The sequence below is a fragment of the Nonomuraea deserti genome (genome assembly GCF_004348685.1).
Taxonomy (GTDB): domain Bacteria; phylum Actinomycetota; class Actinomycetes; order Streptosporangiales; family Streptosporangiaceae; genus Nonomuraea; species Nonomuraea deserti.
This window is the reverse complement of the sequence record NZ_SMKO01000159.1, coordinates 1-24,499: the sequence shown is the minus strand read 5'-3', so window position 1 is coordinate 24,499 and position 24,499 is coordinate 1. Positions and strand designations below refer to the sequence as shown.

At 73.5% G+C, this 24,499-nt stretch carries 8 protein-coding genes; all 8 read left to right on the top strand.

Annotation, left to right across the window (positions count from 1 at the left end):
* The coding region (locus E1292_RS37865; RefSeq protein ID WP_132602755.1) for an SDR family NAD(P)-dependent oxidoreductase at positions 1-4,757 on the top strand (4,757 nt) is incomplete at its 5' end.
* A gap of 33 nt (positions 4,758-4,790) precedes the next feature.
* A complete protein-coding gene (locus E1292_RS37860) occupies positions 4,791-14,528 on the top strand; it encodes a type I polyketide synthase (protein WP_132602752.1) in 9,738 nt (3,245 codons plus the stop codon).
* 63 nt (positions 14,529-14,591) lie between these two features.
* Complete coding sequence (locus tag E1292_RS37855) at positions 14,592-16,178, top strand: (2,3-dihydroxybenzoyl)adenylate synthase (protein WP_132602749.1); 1,587 nt, start codon at positions 14,592-14,594, stop codon at positions 16,176-16,178.
* Positions 16,179-16,205: 27 nt separating this feature from the next.
* Complete coding sequence (locus tag E1292_RS37850) at positions 16,206-17,642, top strand: isochorismate synthase (RefSeq protein WP_132602746.1); 1,437 nt, start codon at positions 16,206-16,208, stop codon at positions 17,640-17,642.
* A 60-nt stretch (positions 17,643-17,702) separates the two neighbouring features.
* Positions 17,703-18,602, top strand: a complete 900-nt coding sequence (locus E1292_RS37845) for an ABC transporter ATP-binding protein (RefSeq protein ID WP_132602743.1) — start codon at positions 17,703-17,705, stop codon at positions 18,600-18,602.
* Positions 18,599-19,387 carry an ABC transporter permease gene (locus E1292_RS37840; RefSeq protein WP_132602740.1) on the top strand — a complete coding sequence of 263 codons (789 nt, stop codon included), beginning with the start codon at positions 18,599-18,601 and terminating at the stop codon, positions 19,385-19,387. The genes E1292_RS37845 and E1292_RS37840 overlap by 4 nt, the downstream gene beginning before the upstream one ends.
* Positions 19,388-19,626: 239 nt before the next feature.
* Positions 19,627-20,517, top strand: a complete 891-nt coding sequence (locus E1292_RS37835) for an FG-GAP repeat domain-containing protein (RefSeq protein ID WP_132602737.1) — start codon at positions 19,627-19,629, stop codon at positions 20,515-20,517.
* A gap of 57 nt (positions 20,518-20,574) precedes the next feature.
* The coding region (locus E1292_RS37830; protein WP_132602734.1) for a type I polyketide synthase at positions 20,575-24,499 on the top strand (3,925 nt) is incomplete at its 3' end.

The following is a 24,499-nucleotide window of genomic DNA, read 5'->3' as shown; positions in this document are numbered from 1 at the left end:
CCGAGTGTGAGGCGGCGCTGGCTGCGTTCGTGGACTGGTCGCTGACGGGTGTGTTGCGGGGCGAGGATGGCCAGCCGGGCTTTGACCGGGTGGATGTGGTGCAGCCGGTGTTGTGGGCCGTGATGGTCGCTCTGGCGGAGGTGTGGCGTTCGCTGGGTGTGGTCCCGGCTGCGGTGATCGGGCATTCGCAGGGGGAGATCGCCGCCGCGGTGGTGGCGGGTGCGTTGTCGTTGGAGGACGGCGCGCGGGTGGTGGCGTTGCGTAGTCAGGCGATTGTGGCTTTGGCGGGGCGTGGTGGTATGGCGTCGGTGGCGCTCGGCGCCGCTGAGGTGGGGGAGTTGCTGGCGCGCTGGGACGGCCGGTTGTCGGTTGCGGCGGTGAATGGTCCTGCGGCGACGGTGGTGTCGGGTGATGTGGACGCGATCGACGAGTTGCTGGCGCATTGCGAGGGGCAAGGAACGCGGGCTAAGCGGATCGAGGTGGATTATGCCTCGCATTCGGCGCATGTGGAGTCGATCGAGGAGGAGCTGGCCCGGTTGCTGGCTCCGGTGAGGCCGCGCGAGGTGGAGGTGGCGTGGTTTTCGACGGTGCGGCGGGAGTGGTTGTCCGGTTGCGAGGTGGACGCCGGTTACTGGTTTGAGAATGTGCGGCGGACGGTGTGGTTGGAGCCGTCGGTGGGTGCGTTGGTGGAGCAGGGCTTCGGGGTGTTTGTTGAGGTCAGTGCGCATCCGGTGTTGACGATGGCGGTGCAGGAGACGGCTGAGCGTGCGGGTCGGGAGGTGACGGCGTGTGGGACGTTGCGGCGTGATGATGGTGGTCTTGCCCGGTTGTGGTCGAGCGCGGCCGAGTTGTGGGTCCGCGGTGTCGAGGTGGACTGGCCGCAAACGTATGCCGGTGATCGCCCGCAGATCGTCGACCTGCCCACCTACGCCTTCCAACACCAGCACTTCTGGCTGGAGGAGCGCACCGTGGTCGCGGGCGACGTCGGTGCGGCCGGGCTCGGCGCGGCCGGACACCCCCTCCTGGGCGCGGCGGTCTCGCTGGCCGACGCCGACGGAGTGCTGCTCACCGGGAGGTTGTCGCTCAGGACCCACCCGTGGCTGGCCGACCACAGGGTCAACGGGCAGGTGCTGCTGCCCGGCACGGCCTTCGTCGACCTGGCCGTCAAGGCCGGCGACGAGGCCGGCTGCGGCCTCCTCGAAGAGCTGACCATCCAGGCGCCGCTCATCGTGCCCGAGCGCGGCGCCGTCCAGCTCCAGCTCGCCGTGGGCGCCGCCGGTGAGGACGGGCGGCGGCAACTCACCGTGCACAGCCGGCCCGACGGCGGGACCGCCGACGACCCGTGGACCTGCCACGCGACCGGCGTGCTCGCCCCGGTGACCGCGCCACCGCCCGCGCAGGAGACGGCCGCATGGCCGCCCGAGGGCGCGCAGCCGCTCCCGCTGGACGGCATGTACGACTGGCTCGGCGAGGTCGGCCTGGGCTACGGACCGATCTTCCAGGGGCTGAAGGCCGTCTGGCGGCGCGACGAGGAGCTGTTCGCCGAGGTCGCCCTGCCGGACGACACCGGCACCGAAGGGTTCGGGCTGCATCCCGCGCTGCTCGACGCCGCGCTGCACTCCGTCACGCTCAACGCGGCCAGCGCAGAGGACGGGCCGCGCATGCCGTTCGCCTGGACCGGCGTGCGGCTGCACGCGACGGGCGCCGCGTCGATCCGCGTCCGGCTCACGCCCCGTGACGCCGACCGCGTGACGCTGGCCGTCACCGACCCCACCGGCGTCCCCGTCGCCGACGTGGACTCGCTGATCCTGCGCCCCCTGCCCGCCGAGCTCGGCACGCCCGCACGAGGCGCGGACGACGACGCGCTCTACACGCTCGAATGGGCGCCCGTCCCCACCGGCGAACCCGCGGCAGAGCAGAGGTGGGCGGTCGTCGGCGACCCGTCGGCCCTGGCGGTGCCGGGCACCGCCCCGGAAGCGCACGACACCCTCACCGGCCTGATCGCCACCGGGTCCGTGGCTGATCTGATCGCCACCGAGTCCGTGGCTGATCTGATCGCCGCCGGGCAGGTGCCCGACTGGGTGGCCGTACCGCTGGAGGGCGGGCACGGCGGCGATCTGGCGACGGCCGTGCACGACCGGACCTGCCACGTGCTCGACCTGCTGCGGACGTGGCTGGCCGACGAGGACCACCCGACGTCCAGGCTCGTCCTCATCACCCGCGGCGCGGTCGGCGCCACGGCGGACGACGAGGTGGCGGACCTGGTCAACGCCGGGGTCTGGGGCCTGGTCAGGTCCGCGCAGTCCGAGACCCCCGAACGGGTCGTCATCGCCGACCTCGACCGCGACCCGGACTCGTACCGTGCGCTGCCCGCCGCCCTCGCGACGGGGGAGACCCAGCTCGCGATCAGGAAGGGCACGGCGTACGCGCCCCGCCTGGCCCGCCCGGGCAGCGGCGGCGCGCTCGTCCCGCCCGCCGGGGCGGCGAACTGGCGGCTGGACGTGACCAGCCGCGGCACGGTCGACGACCTCGCCCTGATGCCCGCGCCCATCACGCCGCTCGCTCCCGGCCAGGTGCGCATCCGCACCCAGGCCATGGGGCTGAACTTCCGCGACGTGCTGATCGCCCTGGACATGTACCCGGGCGACGCGCCCATGGGCGGCGAGGGCGCCGGCGTCGTCATCGAGGTGGCGGACGACGTCACCGCGTTCGCACCGGGCGACCGGGTGATGGGCATCATCGACGGTTTCGCCCAGCAGGCGGTCGCCGACCACCGGATGCTCGCCCGCATCCCCGGCGACTGGTCGTACGCGCAGGCCGCGTCCGTGCCGATCGCCTTCGTCACCGCCTACCACGCCCTGGTGGACCTGGCCGGCCTCCAGGCCGGCGAGTCGCTGCTCGTGCACGCCGCCGCCGGCGGTGTCGGCATGGCCGCGGTGCAGCTCGCCCGCCACCTGGGCGCCGAGGTGTACGGCACCGCGAGCGAGCCCAAGTGGCCCGCGGTGCGCGAGCTGGGAGTTCCGGAGGAGCGCATCGCCTCCTCCAGGACGCTGGAGTTCGCGCGGACGTTCGAGGCGGGCGTGGACGTCGTGCTCAACTCCCTCGCCGGGGAGTTCGTGGACGCCTCGCTCGGCCTGCTGCGGCCCGGCGGGCGCTTCATCGAGATGGGCAAGACGGACGTGCGCGACCCCGAGAGTCTGCCCGGAGTTCGTTACCAGAACTTCGACCTCACCCTGCTCGACCCGGCACGCACCGGTGAGATCCTGGCGGAGATCGCCGAGCTGTTCGCGGGCGGCGCGCTCCGCCTCCCGCCGCTCCGGACCTGGGACGTGCGCCGCGCCCCCGAGGCGTTCCGGCACGTCGCCCAGGCCCGCCACATCGGCAAGGTCGTGCTGACCGCGCCGCCCGCGTTCGACCCCGACGGCACCGTGCTCGTCACCGGCGGCACCGGCGCGCTCGGCGCCATGGCCGCCCGGCGCCTGGTCACCGAGCACGGCGTCCGGCACCTGGTGCTGGCCGGCCGGCGCGGCCCCGCCGCCGACGGCGCGGCGGCGCTGGAGGAGGAGCTGACCGGGCTGGGCGCCGACGTACGGATCGTCGCCTGCGACGCCGCCGACCGCGACGCCCTGGCCGGGCTGCTCGCGGCGATCCCCGCCGAGCACCCGCTCACCGGGGTCGTCAGCACGGCGGGCGTGCTCGACGACGGCATGATCTCGTCGCTCACCCCGGAACGCGTCGCGGCCGTGCTGCGCCCGAAGGTGGACGCGGCCGTGCACCTGCACGAGCTGACCGAGCACCTCGACCTGGCGCAGTTCGTCCTGTACTCGGGTGCGGCGGGCGTGCTCGGCAGCCCGGGGCAGGGCAACTACGCCGCGGCGAACACGTTCCTGGACGCCCTCGCCCAGCACCGCCGCGCCCGCGGCCTGGCCGCGACCTCCCTGGCCTGGGGCCTGTGGACGCCGCAGAGCGGCAGCGGCATGACCGGGCACCTCGACGAGGCCGACCTGGGCAGGCTCAGCCGGTCCGGCATGGGAGCGCTCGACGTCGACCAGGGCCTCGACCTGTTCGACCGGGCACTGGGCGTGGACGAGGCGGCGCTCGTACCGATCAACCTCGACCTCGCAACGCTGCGCGCGGGCGCGGCCAAGGGCTTCGGGCACCCGATGTTCCGCGGCCTGGTCCGCATCGCCACCCGCCGGGTGGTGGTGGCGGCCGAGGCGCCGCAGGCCGAGTCGCTCACCGACCGGCTGGCCGCCCTTCCCGACGACGACCGGCTGCCGATGCTGCTCGACCTGGTACGCGGCCACGTCGCCGCGGTCCTCGGCTTCCCCGGCCCCGAGGCGGTCGAACCGGCACGGGCGTTCAAGGAGATCGGGTTCGACTCGCTGACGGCCGTGGAGCTGCGCAACCGCCTGAAGACGGTCACCGGCCTGCGGCTGCCGGCCTCGCTGGTCTTCGACTACCCGAACTCCGCCGCGCTCGCCGGGCACCTGCTGGAGGAGCTGGCGCCGCCGGCCCACAGCGCCGAGCAGCAGATCCTGGCCGAGCTCGACCGGATCGAGGCCAGGCTGGCCGTCATGGCCGCCGGATGCGACACCGCCGGGGAGATCACCTCACGGCTCGAACAGCTGGCCTTCTCATGGAAGGAACGGCACCACGAGGCCGACACCGCCGCCGAGGACGTGGCGGGCCAGCTCAGCTCGGCAACCGCCGACGAGATCATCAACTTCATCGACAGCGAACTCGGACTCTCCTGAGCAGGCGTCACCGACGGCTAGGAAGGCAACACCATGGCGACAGAGGAACAACTCGTCGAATATCTCAAGCGGGTGACGACCGAGCTCCACGACAGCAAGAAGCGGCTGCAGGCGGCCGAGGACAAGGACCACGAGCCGATCGCCATCGTCGGCATCGGATGCCGCTACCCCGGGGAGATCGAGAGCCCCGAGGACCTGTGGCGGATCGTGTCCGGCCGGGCCGACGCCATCTCCGGGCTCCCCGACGATCGCGGCTGGGACCTGGAGTCCATGTACAACCCCGACCCTGACGCGTTCGGCACCTCGTACGTCCGCGAGGGCGGCTTCGTGAAGGACGTCACGGCGTTCGACCCGGCGTTCTTCGGCATCTCCCCGCGCGAGGCGCAGGCGATGGACCCGCAGCAGCGGCTGCTGCTGGAGACGTCGTGGGAGGCGATCGAGCGGGCCGGCATCGACCCGGCGGCCCTGCACGGCAGCAGGACCGGCGTGTTCGTGGGGGCCAACAGCTCCGAGTTCCTCACGCTGATGACGCAGGCGCCGCCCGAGCTGCAGGGTTACCTGATGACCGGCGTCGCCACCAGCGTGGTGTCCGGCCGCATCTCGTACACGCTCGGCCTGGAGGGGCCGGCCGTCACGATCGACACGGCCTGCTCGTCGTCGCTGGTGGCGCTGCACCTGGCGGTACGGGCGCTGCGCAACGGCGACTGCTCGCTGGCGCTGGCCGGCGCGGTGGCCGTGCTGTCGTCGCCCGGCACGTTCATCGGCTTCAGCCGGGTGCGCGCGCTGGCCAAGGACGGCCGCTCCAAGGCGTTCTCCGCCGCCGCGGACGGCATGGCGCTCGCCGAGGGCGCGGGCGTCCTCCTGGTCGAGCGCCTGTCGGACGCCCGCCGCAACGGGCACCCCGTGCTGGCCGTCATCCGCGGCTCGGCGATCAACCAGGACGGCGCCAGCAACGGGCTCACGGCCCCGAACGGCCCGTCGCAGCAGCGCGTCATCCGCGCCGCCCTCGCCGACGCCAGGCTGGCCCCCGTCCAGGTGGACGCCGTGGAGGCGCACGGCACGGGCACCGAGCTCGGCGACCCGATCGAGGCCCAGGCGATCATCGCCGCCTACGGCCAGGACCGGCCGGAGGACCGCCCGCTCTGGCTCGGGTCGGTGAAGACCAACATCGGCCACGCGCAGGCCGCCGCGGGCGCCGCGGGCGTCATCAAGATGGTGATGGCGATGCGCAACGGCGTGCTGCCCGCGACCCTGCACGCGGACGAGCGGTCGGAGCACATCGACTGGTCGAAGGGCGCGGTGGAGCTCCTGACGGACGCCCGCCCGTGGCCCGCCGGCGCGGAGCCGCGCAGGGCCGGCGTGTCGTCGTTCGGCATGAGCGGCACCAACGCGCACGTGATCCTGGAGGAGGCGCCCGCCCTGCCACCGGCCGGGCCACCGACCGGTTCTCCGGCCGGGGACGAGCAGCGCCAGGAACTGCCCGCGGTCCCCTGGTTGCTGACGGGGCGCGGCGCGGAGAGCCTGCGGCGGCAGGCCGGGCGGCTGTCCGCGTGGACGCGTTCCCGTCCCGACGAGAGCCCCGCCGACGTCGGCTGGTCGCTGCTGACGGGCCGGACGGCCTTCGACCACCGCGCGGTGGTGGTGGGCGCCGGCCGGGACGAGCTGCTGGCCGGTCTGGACGGCCTGGCCGAGGGCGTGCCGGTGCCCGACGTGATGCAGGGGATCGCCGGTGGTGGCGGTAAGTCGGTGTTCGTGTTCCCCGGTCAGGGGTCGCAGTGGCTGGGGATGGGGGTGGAGTTGCTGGAGTGTTCGCCGGTGTTCGCGGCGCGGATGGCCGAGTGTGAGGCGGCGCTGGCTGCGTTCGTGGACTGGTCGCTGACGGGTGTGTTGCGGGGCGAGGATGGCCAGCCGGGCTTTGACCGGGTGGATGTGGTGCAGCCGGTGTTGTGGGCCGTGATGGTGTCGCTGGCGGAGGTGTGGCGTTCGCTGGGCGTGCTCCCGGCTGCGGTGATCGGGCATTCGCAGGGGGAGATCGCCGCCGCGGTGGTGGCGGGTGCGTTGTCGTTGGAGGACGGCGCGCGGGTGGTGGCGTTGCGCAGCCAGGCGATCGTGGCGCTGGCCGGGCGCGGCGGCATGGCCTCGGTGCCGCTCGGCGCCGCTGAGGTGGGCGAGCTGCTGACGCGCTGGGACGGCCGCCTGTCTGTCGCCGCCGTGAACGGTCCCGCCTCGACGGTGGTGTCGGGCGATGTGGACGCCATCGACGAGTTGCTGGCCCATTGCGAGGAGCAGGGGGTGCGGGCCAAGCGGATCGATGTGGACTATGCCTCGCATTCGGCGCATGTGGAGTCCATCGAGGACGAGCTCGCCCGGCTGCTGGCTCCGGTGACACCCCGCGAGACCGAGGTGGCGTGGTACTCGACGGTGCGGCGGGAATGGTTGTCAGGAACCGAGGTCGACGCCGCCTACTGGTACGAGAACCTGCGGCAGACCGTGTGGTTCGCTCCGGCGGTGAGCGCCCTGGCGGAGTCGGGCCACAGGTTCTTCGTGGAGACCAGCGCGCACCCCGTCTCGCAGATCGGCACGCGCGAGACGCTGGAGGAGTCGGGCTGCGAGGCGGTGTCCGTCGGCACGCTGCGCCGCGACGACGGCGGACTGCGCCGGCTGTGGTCCAGCGCGGCCGAGTTGTGGGTGCGCGGCGTGGACGTCGACTGGGCCCAGGCCTACGCCCCCGCCCGGCCCCGCCGGGTCGACCTGCCCACCTACGCCTTCGAGCGGGAGCCGTACTGGCCGAAGAACATCCAGTCGAACGCCGACCTCACCCAGCTCGGCATGGGCCAGGCCGGGCACCCCCTGCTGGCGGCCACCGTCTCGCTGGCCGACGGCGAAGGCGTGCTGCTCACCGGCCGGCTCTCGCTGAAGACCCACCCGTGGCTGGCCGACCACATGGTCAGCGGGCAGGTGCTGCTGCCCGGCACCGCCTTCGTGGAGCTGGCCGTCAGGGCCGGCGACGAGGCCGGCTGCGACCTGCTGGAGGAGCTGACCCTGCAGGCCCCGCTGGTCCTGCCCGAGCGCGGCGGCGTCCAGGTGCAGGTGGCCGTCGGCACGCCCGACGAGGACGGGCGGCGCGCGCTGACCATCCACTCGCGGCTCGACGACGAGCCGTGGACCCGGCACGCCACCGGCTTCCTCGCCAAGGACACCGGGGCGGCCGCCTTCGCCGAGGCGTCGTGGCCGCCCGCGGGAGCGACCGCCGTCGGCGCCGACGGCGTGTACGAGCTGCTGTCGGGCATCGGCGTCGACTACGGCCCCGCCTTCCGCGGCGTGCAGGCCGTGTGGCGGCGCGACCGGGAGCTGTTCGCCGAGGTCGCCCTGCCGGAAGGCACCGAGACCGGCGGGTTCGGGCTGCACCCGGCGCTGCTCGACGCGGCACTGCAGCCGCTCGCCGTGGGCGACTTCTTCCCCGCCCAGGCCACCGGCGGCCCCGTGCTGCCGTTCGCCTGGACCGGCGTGCGCCTGGCCGCCACCGGCGCCGCCACGCTGCGGGTCCGGCTCGCGCCCGAGGGTGCGAACGCGGTGCGGATCGAGGTCGCCGACGCCACCGGCGCGCCCGTCGCCTCCGTGGACTCGCTGGTGGTCCGCGCGATGGCCGCCGCCGACCTCAAGGCGGGCGCCGACCCGCTGCGCGACGCGCTGTTCGCCCTCGACTGGGTGCCTGCCGCGTCGTCCGCAGTGCCGGCCGCCGCGTCGTCCGCAGTGCCGGCCGCCGGGTCGTCCGCCGGGCTGTCCGCCGGGCACGACGGCGCGCGCTACGCGATCGCCGGCGGCGACGGCAGCCGGCTCAAGGCCGCGCTGGAGGCGGCAGGAGCGCAGGTGGGCCCGCTCGACCCGGACGGCGCCACGCCGCACCTGGCGTTCTGGGTGTGCGCGCCCGACCCCGCGGGCGATCCGGCCGCGGGAGCACGCAGCGCGACCAGCGAGGTGCTGGCCGCGGCCCAGTCCTGGCTCGCCGAGGAACGGTACGCCGACGTGCCCCTCGTCATCGTCACCCAGGGCACGATGGCCCGGGGCGGCGACCTGCCGGCCGCGGCGGTGTGGGGGCTGATCCGCTCCGCGCAGTCGGAGAACCCCGGCCGCTTCGTCCTGCTCGACCTCGACGGCACCGACGAGTCGTGGCAGGCGGTCCCGGCCGCGGTCGCGTCCGGTGAGCCCCAGATCGCGCTCGCCGGGGGCGAGGTCCTGGTGCCGCGGCTGTCCCGTCAGCGCACCGCCGCACCCGTGGAAGCGCGGCAGGGCTCCGGAGCACCCGTGGAAGCCGGCGTGCCGGTGGAGGAGCGGCCGCCCGCCGCCTCGTGGGATCCGGACGGAACCGTGCTGATCACCGGCGGCACCGGCACCCTGGGCGGGATCGTCGCCCGTCACCTGGTGACCGAGCACGGGATCCGCCACCTGCTGCTGATCAGCCGCCGCGGCCCCGCCGCGGCGGGCGCGGCCGAGCTGATGTCCGAGCTGACCGCGCTCGGCGCCGACGTGACCGTCACCGCCTGCGACGCCGCCGACCGGCAGGCCCTGGCGGACGTGCTGGCGGGCGTCCCCGCCGAGCATCCGCTCACCGGCGTCGTCCACACGGCGGGCGCCCTGGACGACGGCGTCCTCGCCGCGCTGACGCCCGAGCGCATCGACACCGTGCTGCGGGCCAAGGCCGACGCCGTGCTGAACCTGCACGAGCTGACCGAGGACCTGCCGCTGACCGCGTTCGTGTTGTTCTCCTCGGCGGCCGGCGTCTTCGGCGGGCCCGGCCAGGGCAACTACGCGGCCGCCAACGCGTTCGTCGACGCTCTCGCCGAGCGGCGCAGGCGGCTCGGCCTGCCCGCGCTGTCGCTGGCGTGGGGCCTGTGGGAGCAGGACAGCGGGCTCACCGGGACGCTCAGCGAGACCGACAGGGCGCGGCTGGCCCGCACCGGGGTCGCGCCGCTGTCCACCGCCGACGGGCTCGCGCTGCTGGACGCCGCCTGCGCCGCGGACCGGGCGGCGCTGGTGCCGATCCGGCTGGAGTTCGCGGCGCTGCGGATGGCGGCCCAGTTCGGGGCGCTCCCCACGATCCTGCAGGAGCTGGTCCCCACGTCGAAGCGGCGGGTGGTGGGCAACGACCCGGCCGCCGCGTCGGAGCTGCGCGAGCGCCTGGCCCGCATGCCGGAGCCCGAGCACGCCAGGGTGCTGCTCGACCTCGTGCTCGGCCAGGTGGCGACCGTGCTCGGCTACCGGGACCCCAGCGCCGTCGAGCAGGACCGCCCGTTCAACGAGGCCGGTTTCGACTCGCTGACCGCCGTCGAGTTCCGCAACCGCATGAACGCGGCCACCGGGCTGCGGCTGCCCGCCACCCTCGTCTTCGACTACCCGACGCCCGCCGGCCTGGTCGAATATCTGCGGACCCGGCTGCTCGACGGGCCACGGTCGGCCGCCTCGGCCAGGACGCAGTCGGGTGAGGAGGAGCCGATCGTCATCGTCGGCATGAGCTGCCGGCTGCCCGGCGGCGTCACCGACCCCGACGGGCTGTGGAACCTGGTGGCCGAGGGCGGCGACGCGATGTCGATGTTCCCCGCCGACCGCAACTGGAACCTGGACGAGCTCTACCACCCGGACCCGGAGCACCCGGGCACCACGTACACCCGCGAGGGCGGCTTCGTCTACGACGCCACCACGTTCGACCCGGCGTTCTTCAGCATCTCGCCGCGCGAGGCCGTGGCCATGGACCCCCAGCAGCGCCTGCTGCTCGAGGGCTCGTGGGAGGCGATGGAGAACGCCGGCATCGACCCGGGCACGCTGCGCGGCAGCAGGACCGGCGTGTACGTCGGCCTGATGTACCACGACTACGGCTTCCACCTGCAGAACCCGACGAGCGACCTGGAGGGCCTGGTCGGCACGGGGATCTCGGCGGGCGTCGCCTCCGGCCGCGTGTCGTACACCTTCGGGTTCGAGGGCCCGTCGGTCACCATCGACACGGCCTGCTCCTCGTCGCTGGTGGCCCTGCACATGGCGATCCAGGCGCTGCGGCGCGGCGAGTGCTCGCTCGCCCTGGCAGGCGGCGTCACCGTGCTCTCCACGCCCAGCGTGTTCGTCGACTTCAGCCGCCAGCGCGGGCTCGCCCCCGACGGCCGCTGCAAGTCGTTCGCGACGGGCGCCGACGGCACCGGCTGGGCGGAGGGCGTAGGCCTGCTGCTGGTCGAGCGGCTCTCCGACGCCCGGCGCAACGGCCACCCCATCCTGGCCGTGGTGCGGGGCACCGCGATCAACCAGGACGGCGCCAGCTACGGCCTGACCGCGCCCAACGGCCCCTCGCAGCAGCGGCTCATCGAGGAGGCGCTGGCCGACGCGCGCCTGACCACCGCCGACGTCGATGCCGTCGAGGGCCACGGCACCGGCACCACGCTGGGCGACCCGATCGAGGCGCAGGCCGTCGTCGCGACGTACGGTCAGGACCGGCCGGAGGACCGGCCGCTCTGGCTCGGCTCGGTGAAGTCGAACCTCGGCCACACCCAGGCCGCCGCCGGCGTCGCGGGCATCATCAAGATGGTGATGGCCATGCGGCACGGCGTGCTGCCGCGGACGCTGCACGTGGACGAGCCCACCACCCACGTCGCGTGGGACGCGGGCGCGGTCAAGGTGCTCACCGAGGCCATCCCGTGGCCGGAGACGGGCAGGCCGCGCCGCGCGGGCGTCTCCTCGTTCGGCATCAGCGGCACCAACGCCCACGTCATCATCGAGCAGGCGCCGGAGCCCGCCGAGGAGCCCGCCGAGCCCGAGGAGACCTCGCGCCCGGTCATCCCCTGGGTGCTGTCGGCCAAGAGCGCGGACGCGCTGAAGGCGCAGGCCCGCAGGCTCCGCGACCACCTGGGCGCCGACCGGCGGGCCACGGACGTCGCCTGGTCGCTGGCCACGACGCGGGCCTCGTTCAAGCGGCGGACGGTCGTCCTGGGAGCCACCCGCGACGAGCTCGCCGCCGGGCTGGAGTCCGCGCTCGCGGGCACGACCGCCGACAACGTGATCACCGGCTCGGCCGCCCGGGGGCGGACGGCGTACCTCTTCACGGGCCAGGGCAGCCAGCGGCCGGGCATGGGAGAGGAGCTGTACGCGGCCTACCCCGAGTACGCCGCGGCCTTCGACGAGGTCTGCGCCCGGTTCGACCGGCACCTGGACCGGCCCCTGCGCGAGGTGATCACCGGCGACGCCGACCTGCTCGCCCAGACCCGGTACACCCAGGCCGCGCTGTTCGCCGTCGAGGTCGCCCTGTTCCGCTGCCTGGAGGCGTGGGGGGTGCGCCCCGACTTCCTGGCCGGCCACTCGATCGGCGAGATCGCCGCCGCGCACGTCGCCGGCGTGCTGTCGCTGGACGACGCGGTCACGCTCGTGGCCGCCAGGGGCGGCCTCATGCAGGCGCTGCCGCCCGGCGGCGCCATGGTCTCGGTGCGCGGCGCGACCGAGGAGGACGTGCTGCCGCTGCTGGCCGGGCGCGAGGAGCACGTCGGCATCGCCTCCGTCAACGGCCCCTCGTCGCTGGTCCTGTCCGGCGACGAGGCGAGCGTGCTGCAGCTGGCCGAGCAGCTGGCCTCGCGCGGCTGCAAGACCAGGCGGCTGACCGTCAGCCACGCGTTCCACTCGCCGCTGATGGAGCCGGCGATCGAGGAGTTCGTGAACGTCGCCCGTGGGCTGGCCTTCCGGCCGCCGGAGATCCCCGTCGTCTCCAACGTCACCGGCGAGCTCGCCACCGCCGAGGAGCTGACCTCGCCCGAGTACTGGGCCCGCCACCTGCGCCAGGCCGTGCGCTTCTGCGACGGCGTGCGGACGCTGCGCGACCAGGGCGTGTCCACCTTCATCGAGCTCGGCCCCGACGCGGTGCTGTCCGCCATGGTGAAGGACTGCCTGGACGGCTGGACCGGGGCCGTCGCTCCGGCGCTGCGCCGCGACCGGGCCGAGACCGGCACGCTGATCGAGGCCCTGGCCCAGGCGTACACGCACGGGGTCGGCGTCGACTGGGCCGCCGTGATCGGCTCAGGGCGGGCCGTGCCGCTGCCCACCTACCCCTTCCAGCGCCAGCGGTACTGGCCGGACCCTCCTCGCCAGGAGGAGGACGTACGGCCCGACCAGGGGCTCTGGGACGCCGTCGGCCGCGAGGACCTGGACGGCCTGCTCGCGGTGCTCGGCCTGGAGAGCGGCGCCACGGTCGCCGACCTGCTGCCCGCGCTGGCCAGGCTGCGCGGCCAGGACGGCGCCGGCCACGGGGACGTGCGCTACCAGCTCGGCTGGCGCCCCCTCACCGATCTGCCCGCCCCCGCGCTCTCCGGGACCTGGCTGGTGGTGGCGGGGCACGACACCGCACCGGCGGAGGCGCTGGCGGCGGGGCTCGCCGCGCACGGGGCGGACACCGTCGTGCTGCCCGCGATGCCCGGCTCGGACGGAGCCGCGCAGGGGGCGGACACCGTGGTGCTGCCTGAGCTGCCCGGTCCGGGCGGAGCCGCGCGGGCTCCCGCGGGCATCGTGTGCCTGCTGCCGGACGGCGTGCGGGCTCCGGCGGTCCCCGAGGGTTCGGCGCCGGTCTGGTTCCTCACCCGCGGCGCGATCCAGGTGGTGCCCTCCGATCGTGTGGCCGGGCCCGAGCCGGCCGCGGGCTGGGGCGCGCTCCGAGGCGCGGCCGGCGAGGGGCTGCTGCGGCGCGGCGGGCTGATCGATCTGCCGGTCAGGCTCGACGACCAGGTCATCCGCCGGTTGTGCGGGGTCCTGTCCGGGCTGACGGGTGAGGCCGAGGTGGCCGTACGTTCCGGCGGGGTCTTCGCCCGCAGGCTGCGGCCCGCGCCGCCGCGCGGCACGCCGCTCGGCCGCGAGTGGCGGCCCGGCGGCACGGTCCTGCTGGCGGGGCACCTCGACGAGACCGCCACGGAACTGGCCAGATGGGCCGCCCGCAACGGCGCGGAGCGGGTCGTCCTCACCGAACCGGCCGCCGGCCTCGAAGGCGAGCCGGGCGTGACCGTCCACACCGGCCTCGCCGCGGCCGCGGGTGTCCTGAACCCGACCGGCGCGGTGAACGGGCATGCGGGCGGCGGAGCGGTGTCCGCGGTCGTGTGCACGACCCCGGAGGCGGCCCGCGTGCTGGACGGGCCGGCCAGAGCCGCCGGCGTGGGGATCTTCGTCATGCTGGCCCCTGCGCCGGCCGCCTGGGGCGGGGACGGCGCGGAGGCGTACGAGTTCTTCGCCGCGCTGGCGGACGAGCGGCTGGCCGCGGGACAGCCCGCGCTGGCCGTGGCCGCCGGGCTGAAGGAGCCCGGGGACGCGGTGTCGGCCATCCGCCAGGCCCTGCACCAGGGGGACAGGACGCTCGTGGTCGCCGACCCCGACTGGGCCGCGCTCCACGCGTCCGGGCACGCCCGGCTGCTGGAGGAGGTCCCGCAGGCCGCCGGGGAGAACGACGACACCGGCGAGGCCGTCGACGACGCCGCGGCCTTCCGCCGGCTGCTGTCCGGCAGCCCGGCCGAGGAGCACCGCGACATCGTGCTCGGCGTGGTACGCGGCGAGGCGGCGGCGATCCTGCAGCTGCCGCTGCCCGACGCGGTCGAGCAGGACGCGGAGTTCTTCGAGCTCGGCTTCTCCTCGATGGCCGCGGTGGAGCTGCGCAACCGGCTCGTCGAGCTGACCGGCATCGAGGTGGCGGCCGACGCGATCTACGACTACCCGACCCCCGCCGAGCTGGCCGAGCACCTGCTCGCCGAGGCCATGAGCTGAGCCATCCCGGCTGAGATCGCGGTCAGGCCCCGCAAAGGCCCCCGCCGAGGAAAGGACGGACCCGTGCTGGATGGATGCACCCCCTGGCCTGAGGAGTTCGCCGAGCGGTATCGTTCGGCCGGCTACTGGCGCGACGAGACGCTGGGCGAGCTCCTGGGCGGGCTGGCCCGCTCGCACCCCGGCAGGACCGCCCTCGTGGCGGGCCCGGAGCGGTGGAGCTACGCCGAGCTGGACGCCAGGACCGACCGGATGGCGGCGGGCCTGCACCGGATCGGCATCGGCCCCGGCGACCGCGTCGTCGTGCAGCTGCCGAACATCCCGGAGCTGGTCGCGCTGATGTTCGCGCTGTTCAGGATCGGCGCCCAGCCGGTCCTGGCGCTGCCGGCCCACCGCAGCAGCGAGATCACGTACTTCTGCGAGTTCACCGACGCGGTGGCGTACGTCATTCCTGACGTGCACGTCGGGTTCGACTACCGGGAGCTGGCCGCCGAGGTGACGGCGCGGGTGCCCACGCTCAAGCACGTGCTCGTCGCGGGAGACCCGGGGGACTTCGCCGCGCTGCCCCTGGACGGCGACCCGGTCGACCTGCCCAGGCCCGACCCCGCCGGCGTGGCGCTCTTCCTGCTGTCCGGCGGGACGACCGGCGTTCCCAAGCTGGTGCCGCGCGCCCACCAGGAATGGTCGTACAGCGGGCGCGCGGTGGCCGAGGCGTGCGACTACGGCGAGGAGACCGTTCACCTGGTGAGCCTGCCGCTGAGCCACAACTGGCCGCTGACCCACGGGCTGCTGGCCACCTTCCACGCGGCCGGCACGCTCGTGCTGGCCCCGGGCCCCAGCCCGGACGAGGCTTTCCCGCTCATCGAGCGGGAAAGAGTGACCGAGACCGGGCTGATCCCCGGCGCGGCGCTGCTGTGGATGGAGGCGGCTGAGTGGGACGAGTACGACCTGTCCAGCTTGCGGCGGGTCACGATCGGCGGGACGAAGCTCCAGCCCGAGATGGCCCGCCGGGTGGAGCCCGCGCTGGGCTGCCGGCTCCAGCAGGCCTTCGGCATGGCGGAGGGGTTGTGCGGGTTCCACCGGTGGGACGACCCGCAGGACGTCGTCCTCGTGAGCCAGGGGCTGCCCGTCTCCCCGGCGGACGAGGTCCGGGTCGTGGACGAGGACGACAACGACGTCGCTCCCGGCGAGGTGGGCCGGCTCCTGGCGCGCGGCCCGTACACGGTGCGCGGGTACTACCGGGCGCCCGAGCACAACGCCAGGACGTTCACCGCCGACGGGTTCTACCGGACCGGAGACTTGGTACGGCTGCTGCCGACCGGGCATGTGATCTTCGAAGGACGCGTCAAGGACCAGATCAACAGGGGAGCGGAGAAGATCGCGGCCGAGGAGGTGGAGAACCACCTGCTCGCCCATCCCGGTGTCAGGGAGGTCGCCCTGGTCGGCCTGCCTGACGAGGTGCTCGGCGAGCGGTCCTGCGCCTGCGTGGTGCCCCGTGGCACGGCCCCGACGCTGGCCGAGCTCGCCGCCTTCCTGCGCGACCGCGGTGTCGCGGCCTTCAAGTTCCCCGACCGCCTGGAGATCGTCCCCCGACTCCCGCTCACCCCGCTCGGCAAGGTCAGCAAGAAGACGCTCGCCGGCATGTTCCACTGACCCCACGCACGCAGAGGACGATCGCCGATGCACGTCGCAGACATCGACCTGCAGGGATTCCGGGAAGTGCACGCCAAAGCGACCATCGAGGCGCGCAACAACGCGTGCCCCGCCCTGGCGATCTGGCGCCAGGACATCGGCCCCCTGGATCCGGCCGGGCTGCTCAGACCGCTGTTCGAGCGGTCCACGCGCACCTTCGTCTGGGTGTCGCCCACGACCAGCGTCATCGCCATGGGCAGCGCCACGGACTTCACGCACTTCGGCCGCGACAGGTTCGCCGGCATCCGGCGCGGCTGGGAGAAGGCGGCCAGGACAGCGGTGGCCGACGGTCCGGGAGCGCGTGGCGTGCCGGCGCTGGTCGGCGGCTTCGCCTTCGCGCCGCGTCCCGGATCGTTGCCTGAGGCCCTGATGTGGGTGCCGCGCGTGCTGATCACGCAGGATCAGGACGGCAGGGCCACGCTCGCGCTCAGCGTGTGCGTCGACCCCCGCGGCACCACGGCCGACGGTCCGGCGCGGACGGCCGCGGACGCCGCCGCCCTGCTCGCTTCCGCAGGGGTGCGGCCATGCCCCAGCCCGCAGCTCGCGGGCACCAACATGATCGAGGTCCCGTCGGCGTCGGAGTGGAAGGCGCTGGTCGCGCACACCGTCGAGCAGATCGAGCGCGGCAGGTTCGACAAGGCGGTGCTGGCCCGGCAGCTGCGGGTGACCTCGCCCTGCGGCTACGACCTGCCGTCGGTCATGGGGACGCTGCTCGACACGCAGCCGGGCAGCACCGCGTTCGCCGTGGCGGCCTACGGGCAGGCCTTCGTCGGCGCCACGCCGGAGAGGCTGGTCAGCCTGCGCGGCGGGCGGGCCGAGTCGATGAGCCTGGCGGCGTCCATGCCCCGCGGCGCCACCCCGGCCGAGGACGCGTGCCTGCGCGCGGCCCTGCTGGAGGACGACAAGTCCCGGCGCGAGCAGGAGATCGTCACCGCGACGTTGCGGCGCGCGTTCGAGCAGGTCTGCGGCACCGTCACGGTGCCGGACGAGCCGCACGTGCTCGACCTGCCGAATTTGCGCCACCTGCACACCCGCATCGTCGGCGAGGTCGCCGACCCCGAGTCGGCCAGCGTGCTCGATCTCGTCGAGCGGCTGCACCCGACGCCCGCCGTCGGCGGGCAGCCGCGGCGCGCGGCACTCGAGTGGCTGGGCGAGGCCGAGCCCTTCGACCGCGGCTGGTACGCCGGCCCTGTCGGATGGATGAACGACGACCAGGAGGGCGACTTCGCGGTGGCCATCCGGTCGGCCCACCTGGAGGAGGGGACCGCCACGTTGTACGCGGGGTGCGGGATCGTGGCGGGTTCCGACCCGGACGCGGAGCTCGAGGAGACCCGGTTGAAGTTCCGTCCCATGCTCAATGCCCTGGCGGTTCCTTTATCGGAAAGGGCACCCTATAGACGGGCCGAGTGCAAAGATCTTGACTGAAGGTGTGGGAACCGTACGCGCGACCGGGCTCCATCTCCCGTCTGTGGAGGGACTGGAACAATGATCGAAATAACCGATTTGACCAAACGTTATGGCAATAAGACGGCAGTGGATGGTTTGTCATTCAATGTCCATCCTGGGCGGGTCACCGGTTTCCTCGGACCCAACGGGGCGGGCAAATCGACCACCATGCGGGCGATTCTCGGCCTCGACCGTCCCCATGCCGGGAGCGTGACGGTCAACGGTCGCGCCTACGTCGGCCTGCCCCGCCCGATGCGCGAGGTGGGCGCCCTGCTCGACGCCCGCGCCGTGCACCCCCGGCGCACGGCGCGCAACCACCTGCTCTGCATCGCCCAGACCAACGGGATCCCCGCCAAGCGCGTCGACGAGGTCCTGCAGGTGGTCGGGCTGGAGTCGGTGGCGCGCAAGCGCGCGGGAGGCTTCTCGCTGGGCATGGGGCAGCGGCTCGGCATCGCGGTGGCGCTGCTCGGCGACCCGAAGGTGCTGTTATTCGACGAACCCGTCAACGGGCTCGACCCCGAAGGCATCAAGTGGATCCGCGAGCTGATGCGCGGCCTGGCCGCGGAGGGCCGCACCGTCCTGGTCTCCAGCCACCTGATGAGCGAGATGGCGCAGACCGCCGACCACCTCATCGTCATCGGCAAGGGCAAGCTGATCGCCGACATCGGGATCAGCGAGTTCATCCGGCAGGGCTCCAACGTGCTGGTGCGCGCCGACGACCAGGAACGGCTCGCCGCCAAGCTGACCGAGGCCGGCGGCACCGTGCTCCCCGGCGCCGACGGGGCGCTCATCGTCACCGGGCTGGAGGCCAGGCAGGTCGGCAAGGCCGCGCTCGACGCCGAAGTGGTCCTGACGGAGCTGACGCCGCAGCGCTCCCTGGAGCAGGCGTACATGGATCTGACCCGTGACAGCATCGAGTTCCAGGCGAGTGCGGCATGAGCGTGGCTTTCGCGGACACCGTCCGCTCCGAATGGACCAAGTTCCGGACGATCCCGTCCAACATCCCCACCATGCTGACCGCCGTCGCGCTCATGGTGTTCCCCGGCGCCCTGACCGCCAACGGCGCCAGCGAGAACTACCAGGCGGCCTCCGAGGCCACCAGGGCGGTGTTCGACCCCACCTACATCAGCATGTACGGCGGGTTCCTGTTCGCCCAGATCACCGTGGGCGCGCTGGGCGTGCTCGTGGTGACCCACGAGTACGCCACCGGTCTGATCCGCACCAGCACGACCGTGGTGCCGCGGCGCGGCCGGCTGCTGGGCGCCAAGGTGGCCACGTTCGCGCTGATCGCCCTGCTGATGGGCTGGGTGTCCAGCTTCGGCTCGTTCTTCCTCGGGCAGGCCGTGCTCGGATCCGGCGGCGCCCCCACCGCCTCGCTCGGCGAGCCGGGCGTCCTGCGCGCCGTGGTCGGCATGGGGCTCCTCTGGGCGCTGGTCGGCCTGTCGGGCGTGGCGCTGGGCAGCCTGCTGCGGGCCACCATGAGCGCCACGACCGTGCTGGTCGCGGTCAACTTCATCATCCCGATCATCGGGCCCAGGCTGCTGCCCGACGGCGTCGGCGCCTGGGTGCAGACGTACTGGCCCATCCAGGCCGGCCTGCAGATCACCACGACCGTGCAGAACGCCGAGCGCATGCTCCCGTGGCCGGGATTCGGGGTGATGGCCGCCTTCACCGCCGTGCTGCTGATCGCGGCGTTCGCACTGTTCCGCTCCCGCGACGCCTGAACCGCTCCCGCTCCCGCTCTCGCGTCGCCTGAGCCGTTCCCGCTCTCGCTTCGCATGAGCCGCCCCGTCCGGCACCCGGCTCGCCACCCCGCGCGCCGGGCCCGCGGCATGCCCGGGCCCTCCCGCACTGGGGCCGACCGGCCGATTTAGTGGGCTGCTAGGGGTTACCCGCCTTATCCCGTCTCGCAAATACTGATGTCGCTTGACCGGGAAATCCTGGCGGGGAGGAGCGTTAAACAATGGCGCCGAATTTCGCGAACGGTCAGTGCCGGTCCTTTCGGGGCGACGGGCTGCCGGATCTGCTGGTACGTGACACGGAAACCGGCGAGCTCTTCGTTCACCCGCACAGCGGTGAGTTCAACGGGACCGACACGTTCGGCGCGCCGGTGAGGATCGGGGACGGATTCGGCTGGTGGCGTTTCTTCTTCGTCCGCGCCGTGGACGCGTCCGGCGACGGTCGCGCCGACATATGTGCTTTCAGCACCAGCGAATACGACATCAATCCCGGCGAGAACGGCGAATTCGGTTTCTTCCTGCTGCGCAACCTCGGCGGGCCCGGCGAGATCGGCCCGTTCGCCGAGCCGCTCCGCGTGTCCAGCAAGCGCGACGACGGCCGGGAATGGGAGACCATCGGGTTCGCCGACGTGACGGGCACCGGGACCGACGACACGTTCGGCCGTGGCAAGAACGCCGGCAACATCGACCTCTTCCCGCACCGCGACCAGGGCGTCGTCAGGAACGACACCTACGACAAGAATCCCGTGCGGCTCGTCGACGTCGACGTCGACGACTTCCCCGTCGCGATGGCCGACTTCACCGGGAACGGCACGCCCGACCTGCTGGTCCGCCGCGCGAACGGTGACATGGACCTCTTCGAGTTCGTCGGCAAGCCGGGCACGACGGCCGAGGGCACGTGGTACACCGTCGCCCGCGGCTGGCAGGACATGCGCATCATGACGCTCACGGACATCGACCTCGACGGGCGGCCCGACCTGCTCGGCCTGCGCCCCGACGGCACGCTCGACGCGTACGCGCACTCCGGCGTCTTCAACCCCCAAGCTCCGCTCGACCTCTTTCGTGAGCCGGTGACCGTGGCCACCGGATTCGGCAAGTACGACGTCGTCAGCTGATCACGCAAGAGCGTTTCCCCGCCCTGTTCCCGCTCCGTCGGAATTTGGATTGGTTCAATGTCCTACGAACTCTCCTCTCGTAGTTTTTCCGACGACGCGGTGGCGATCGTCGGAATCTCGTGCCGGCTCCCCCAGGCTCCGGACCCGCAATCCTTCTGGCAGCTGCTGCGCGACGGCCGCGACGCGATCACCGACGTGCCCAGCGGCCGGTGGAACGCGCCGGAGACGAGTTCCCTCCGCGGCGGCTTCATCGACGGGATAGCCGAATTCGACGCCGAGTTCTTCGGCGTCTCCCCGAACGAAGCCGCGATGATCGACCCGCAGCAGCGGCTGCTCATGGAGCTGAGCTGGGAGGCGCTCGAAGACGCCGGCATCGTCCCGGCGAGCCTGCGCGACACCCCCGCCTCCGTCTTCATCGGCGCCATGGCCGGCGACTACGCCCAGCTGCTCCAGGGCAACGGGCGCGCGGCGCTGACCCGGCACAGCCTCACCGGCATCAGCCGGGCCCTGCTCGCCAACCGGATCTCGTACACGCTGGGGCTGAACGGGCCCAGCATGACCGTGGACTCCGCGCAGTCGGCCTCGCTGACCGCCGTGCACCTGGCGTGCGAGAGCCTGCGCAACGGCGAGACCGGCCTGGCCATCGTCGGCGGCGTGAACCTCAACCTGACCGCCGACAGCACGCTCGCCGCGCTGCGGTTCGGCGCCCTGTCGCCCGACGGCAGGTGCTTCGCCTTCGACGCCCGCGCCAACGGCTACGTGCGCGGCGAGGGCGGCGGCGTCGTCGTGCTGAAGCCGCTGGCCCGCGCGCTCGCCGACGGCGACCGGGTGTACTGCGTGATCGCGGGAAGCGCCATCAACAACGACGGGGGCGGCGACGGGCTCACCGTGCCCGACCAGCACGCCCAGGAGGAGGTCATCCGGCTGGCCTGCGGGCGGGCCGGAGTGCCGGCCTCCGACGTGCAATTCGTCGAGCTGCACGGCACCGGGACCCGTGTCGGCGACCCGATCGAGGCCCGCGCGCTCGGCGCGGCCATCGGCACCGCCAAGGACACCGGCACGCCACTGGTCGTCGGCTCCGCCAAGACCAACGTCGGCCACCTCGAGGGCGCGGCGGGCATCGTCGGCCTGCTGAAGACCGTGCTGGCCATCAGGCATCGCACGCTGCCGCCGTCGCTGAACTTCGAGACGCCCAACCCGCAGATCCCGTTCGACGAGCTCAACCTGCGCGTCAACACCGAGACGTCCGCGTGGCCGCGCGAGGACGCGCCGCTGGTGGCCGGCGTCAGCTCCTTCGGCATGGGCGGCGCCAACTGCCACGTGGTGCTCGCCGAGTACCCGCAGGAGGAGCTCGCCGCCTCCGCCGCGCGCCAGGACGGGCCGCTGATCGTGCCGCAGGACGGGCGGTCGGACGGGCCGTCGGACGGGCGGCTGGACGGGCCGCTGATCGTGCCGCTGGCCGGGCGGAGCGAGGCCGCGCTGCGCGCCCAGGCGGGGCGCCTGCGTGACCACCTGCTCGACGACGTGCTCGGCGGACCCGGCGCCGGCCCCGCCGACCTGGCGTACTCGCTGGCCACGACCCGCACGGCCTTCGACCGGCGGGCGGCGCTCGTCGTGGACGAGCCGTCCGAGCTGGCCGGCGTGCTGGACCGGCTGGCCGAGGGCGAGCCGGCCGCCGAGATCGTGACCGGCCGGCCCAGCACCGGCGACATCGCCTTCCTCTACTCGGGGCAGGGCAGCCAGCGGCCCGGAATGGGCCGCGAGCTGTACGCGGCGCACCCCGTCTTCGCGCGGGCGCTCGACGAGATCGCCGTCTGCTTCGACGGCACGCTCGACCGGCCGCTCCTCGACGTGATGTTCGCCGACGAGGGCTCTCCAGAAGCCGGCCTGCTCGACCAGACCGGGTTCGCCCAGCCCGCGCTCTTCGCCTTCGAGGTCGCGCTCACCCGCCTGTACGAGCACTGGGGCGTGCGCCCCGCCCGGCTCATCGGCCACTCCATCGGCGAGATCTCGGCCGCCCACGTCGCCGGCGTGCTGTCGCTGGCCGACGCCTGCGCCCTGGTCGCGGCGCGCGGCAGGCTGATGCAGAGCCTCCCGGCCGGCGGCGCGATGGTCGCCGTGCAGGCCACCGAGGAGGAGGTCCTGCCCTTCCTGGACACCACGGTCAGCATCGCCGCGATCAACGGGCCGGACTCCACCGTGGTCTCCGGCTCGGAGAGCCGCGTCATGGAGATCGCCGAGGAGTTCCGCGGCCGCGGCCGCAAGACCCACCGCCTGCGGGTCAGCCACGCCTTCCACTCCCCGCTGATGGACCCGATGCTGGCGGAGTTCCGGGAGGTGGCCGAGTCGCTCACCTACCGCGAGCCGGCCATCCCGATCGTCTCGAACCTCACCGGGGCCGTCGCGTCCGCCGAGGACCTGTGCTCGCCAGGACACTGGGTGTGGCACGTCCGCGAGGCCGTACGGTTCTGCGACGGCATCCGCGCCCTGGCCGACACGGGCGTCACCACGTTCGTCGAGGTGGGGCCCGGGTCGGTGCTGGCCGCCATGGGACAGCACTGCCTGCCCGCCAGCCCGTACACGCAGTTCATCGCCACGCTGCGCGACCCCGGGGCGGAACGCCGCAGCGCCGCGCTGGCGCTGGCCGGGCTGCAGGTCAGGGGCGCCACGCTCGACTGGGACGCCGTGCTGCCCGGCGCGCGCCGCGTCCCGCTGCCGACCTACGCCTTCCAGCGCACCTACCACTGGCTTCCCGAGGCTGACGGCTCCGCGCCGCCCCAGCCCCCGCATGCGGCCCCGGCGCCGTCCGCCTCGGGAGAGGAGACGCAGTCGCTCGCCGACCGGCTGCGCGGCCTGCCGGCGGCCGAGCAGGAGCAGGCGCTCCTCGAGCTCGTACGCACCTGCATCGCGCTCGTCCTCGGCCACGCCAACGCCACGACCGTGGACACCGGCACCGCCTTCAAGGCCCTCGGCTTCGACTCCTTCAGCGCCGTCGAGCTGCGGAACCGGCTCAACACCGCCACCGGGCTCCAGCTGCCCAGCTCGCTGCTGTTCGACTACCCGTCGCCGCAGGCGCTGGCCGGCTTCCTGCGCGCCGAACTGGCCGGCGAGCACGTCACCCAGGCCGTGGTGGCCGCCAGGTCCGTGACGGACGAGCCGATCGCGATCGTCGGCATGGCCTGCCGTTTCCCCGGCGGCGTGAGCTCCCCGGACGACCTGTGGAACGTCGTGATCCGCGAGCAGGACGCCATCGGGGAGTTCCCCGTGGACCGGGGGTGGGACCTGGCGGCGTTGTACGACCCGGACCCGGACGGTCACGGGACCACGTATGCGCGGCATGGTGGTTTCCTGTACGAGGCGGGGGAGTTCGACCCGGCGTTCTTCGGGATCTCGCCGCGTGAGGCCCTTGCCATGGATCCGCAGCAGCGGTTGTTGCTGGAGGCGTCGTGGGAGGCGATGGAGCGGGCGGGGATCGATCCCGCCGGGTTGCGGGGCAGCCGGACCGGCGTGTTCGCCGGCGCCACAGCGCAGGACTACGGGCCGCGCCTGCACGAGGCCACCGGCAGCGCGGAAGGGTACGTGCTGACCGGCACCACGGCCAGCGTCATCTCCGGGCGGGTCGCGTTCACCTTCGGGTTCGAGGGCCCGGCGGTGACCGTGGACACCGCGTGCTCCTCGTCCCTGGTCGCCCTGCACCTGGCCGCGCAGTCGCTGCGGACCGGCGAATGCGACCTGGCCCTGGCCGGCGGCGCCACCGTGATGGCCTCACCGGGCATGTTCGTGGAGTTCTCGCGTCAGCGGGGTCTGTCGCCTGATGGTCGTTGTAGGGCGTTCTCGGCTGGTGCTGATGGCACCGGGTGGGCTGAGGGTGTCGGGATGTTGCTGGTGGAGCGGTTGTCGGATGCTCGCCGGCTGGGGCATCGGGTGCTGGCGGTGGTGCGGGGCAGTGCGATCAATCAGGACGGTGCGAGTAACGGGTTGA